This is a genomic window from Micromonospora acroterricola, assembly GCF_003172955.1.
GTDB lineage: Bacteria > Actinomycetota > Actinomycetes > Mycobacteriales > Micromonosporaceae > Micromonospora > Micromonospora acroterricola.
In genome coordinates this window covers 1-2,530 of record NZ_QGKR01000026.1, presented here as the reverse complement: position 1 = coordinate 2,530, position 2,530 = coordinate 1, and the positions used below count along the sequence as shown (strand labels likewise).

The window sequence follows — 2,530 nt, the reverse complement described above, 5'->3', positions numbered from 1 at the left end:
AGGAAGGAGCCGACGGTCCCGGGACGGGGACCGGCCGAGGGAATCCATCGACGTCAGTCATCGTCCGCCGACGTGGCCGAACACCACCAATCCCACCCACCCCATGCCACCGCGCTATGAAACGCCACCCGACCGTCCGCGGTTGATGATGAGGTTGGCGGCGCGACACGTCGCCGAGAGCGCCGCCAACTCCATGATCAAAGCTGACGGGGCGCGGGTCAGCGGGGGAAGTGGTGGTCCAGTTGGTCTGTGCGGAACGTGCCGGTCGGGTCCAGGCGGGTGAGCAGAGCGGCGAAGTCGGCGTACCGGGGGTAGCGGGCGGCCAGCTCGGCCGGGTCGGTGACGAAGACCTTGCCCCAGTGCGGACGCGGCGCGAACGGCGCCAGCCGCTCCTCGACCGCGGCCACCACCGGCAGCACCGAGGCGGGGTCGTCGATCCAGGTGAAGTGCACCACGAAGCTGTCCCGGCGGTGGTTGGGGCTGAGCCACAGCTCGTCCGCCGCCACCGTGCGCAGCTCGCACACCTGCAGTACCGGGGCGATCAGGTGCGCCACGTCGTCCAGGGCGGCGAGCGCCTCGGCCGCCGCCGCGCGTGGCAGGTGGTACTCGGACTGGAGCTCGTCGCCGCTGCTCGGGGTGAAACCGAGCTTGAAGTGCGGCAGCCGCTCGTGCCACGGACCGGGCACGCCGAGCTGCGGTGTGGCGTTCTCCGCCGGCATTCCGAGCACCGGATGCCGTGGCTGGTCGGCGGCGGTGGTGCCGAGCCAGTCCGCCGGGGGCGGCGGCTGCTCCACCCGCTGCTTGCGCCACACCTCGCGCAGTCGCGGCGTGCGCCAGTCGGCGAACACGCTCACGCTGTACGCCGAGCCGAGCGCCTCGTCGAGCGCCTCCCGGGGCAGGTCGAGCCGCACGTACTGGCGCACCTCGAAGGCCGGCACCAGGTCGAGGGTGACCCGGGTGACCAGGCCGAGCGCGCCGAGCCCGACCACCATGCCGGCGAAGGTGTCGCCGTCGGTGTCGCGGTCGACCCGCAGCAGGTCGCCGTCGGCGGTGACCAGCTCCAGGGCGGCGACCGAGGTGGCCAGGTTGCCATGGGTCTGACCGGAGCCGTGGGTGGCGGTGGCCACCGCCCCGGCCACCGAGATGTGCGGCAGGGAGGCGAGGTTGGCCAGCGCGTACCCCTGGGTGTGCAGCCGATGGGCGACATCGCCGTAACGCAGCGCGCCGGTGACGGTGACCCGCCCGCGCTCGGCGTCCACGTCGATCGCCGGGGGCAGCCCGGCCAGGGTGACCAGGTCGCCGGTGGTGTCGCCGAACCGGTTGAAGGAGTGCCCGGTGCCCACCGCCCGGATCCGGGGGCTGCCGGCGACCAGCCGGCGCAGCTCGTCGATGGAGGTGGGCCGGTGGAACGCCCGTGCGGCGTAGCGCACGTTGCCGGCCCAGTTGCGGCGGGGCACGTCGGCCGCGGCGGCCGACAGGACGCCCTGTCCCGGTGCGCTCATGAGGTGGTCTCCCGATCGGTGGACGGTTGGTCGGCCAACGCGGCGACGAGGGCGTTCAGCGCCGCCTCGGTCTGGAGCCCGCCGTAGCCCCGCTGGGCGACCAGCAGGCCCGCGGCGCAGGCGCGTTCGATCTCCGCTCGGGCCGCCTGTCGGGCCTGCGCGTCCCCGGACACCAGGGCGTCCTGGCCCAGGCGGATCAACTGGTCGACCTGGTCCATCCGGTAGCCGCGCAGGCCGGTGGGGAGGTCCGGGTCGGCGAAGGCGGCGCGCCGCAGCGCGGGCAGGTCCACGAAACGGTCCCCGGCGTAGCGGGCGAGCGCGGCGGACACCTGCTCCGGCTGCTCCCGGACCTGGTCGAGGACGAGCAGCTCGACGGCGGGCCGGCCGTCGACGGGATGGCGGGCGGTCACTCGCGGCCCGGGCGTCACACTCGGCACGGGCACCAGCAGCAGTCGCGGTGGCACCGGACGGCCGTCCCGCCGGGGTGGCTCGTCGAGGACCAGCGTGTCGACCTCGGCCCACGGGATGGACCGGCGCAGGCCCGGTCGCCGGATGGTGAGGCCGTCCGCGCCGATCCCGAACCGGAACGGCCGCAACGCGCTGACCAGCGCCACGACGCCGAGCGCGACGGCTCCCACCGCGATGATCGTCCGCAGCAGGGCGTCGTCGCGGGGCAACGCCAGCAACACCACCCCACCGAGTACGCAGACCAGGGCGAGCACCAGGGCGCCCCGACTCCGGCGCAGTTCCACGCTCGGACCCCCGTTCATGACCGTGGCGTCGGTCCCAGCATCCTCCGCCAGACCGGGAGCCACGGACACCGGACGATCGGGCACGGTTGTTCTCGCCATCGTCGGGGAACCCTACGCCCATGAGCAGCTACCGAGATCCGGCCCCGCGCGGCGATGTCTTCCCGTCCGAGGAGGAGCTGGACCCGACCGGCAGTGCCGTCGAGTCCAGCTCCTCCTCGGACGGGAAGACATCGCCGCGCGGGGCCGGATCTCGGTACCTGCTCATGGGCGTAGGGT

Annotated in this window: 2 protein-coding genes; both read right to left on the bottom strand. The window is 73.8% G+C overall.

The genetic code is table 11. The features are described from left to right. Positions 1 to 218: 218 nt before the first annotated feature. A complete protein-coding gene (locus tag DKT68_RS00230; RefSeq protein ID WP_201748836.1) occupies positions 219 to 1,502 on the bottom strand; it encodes an FAD-binding protein in 1,284 nt (427 codons plus the stop codon). After that, on the bottom strand, positions 1,499 to 2,254 hold the full coding sequence (locus DKT68_RS00225; protein ID WP_161556597.1) for a hypothetical protein: 756 nt from the start codon (positions 2,252 to 2,254) through the stop codon (positions 1,499 to 1,501). The genes DKT68_RS00230 and DKT68_RS00225 overlap by 4 nt, the downstream gene beginning before the upstream one ends. Positions 2,255 to 2,530: the final 276 nt, after the last annotated feature.

Coding starts and splice junctions, on each gene's coding strand:
- DKT68_RS00230 (WP_201748836.1), bottom strand. CDS start 1,502: ATGAGCGCACCGGGACAGGGCGTCCTGTCGGCCGCCGCGGCCGACGTG.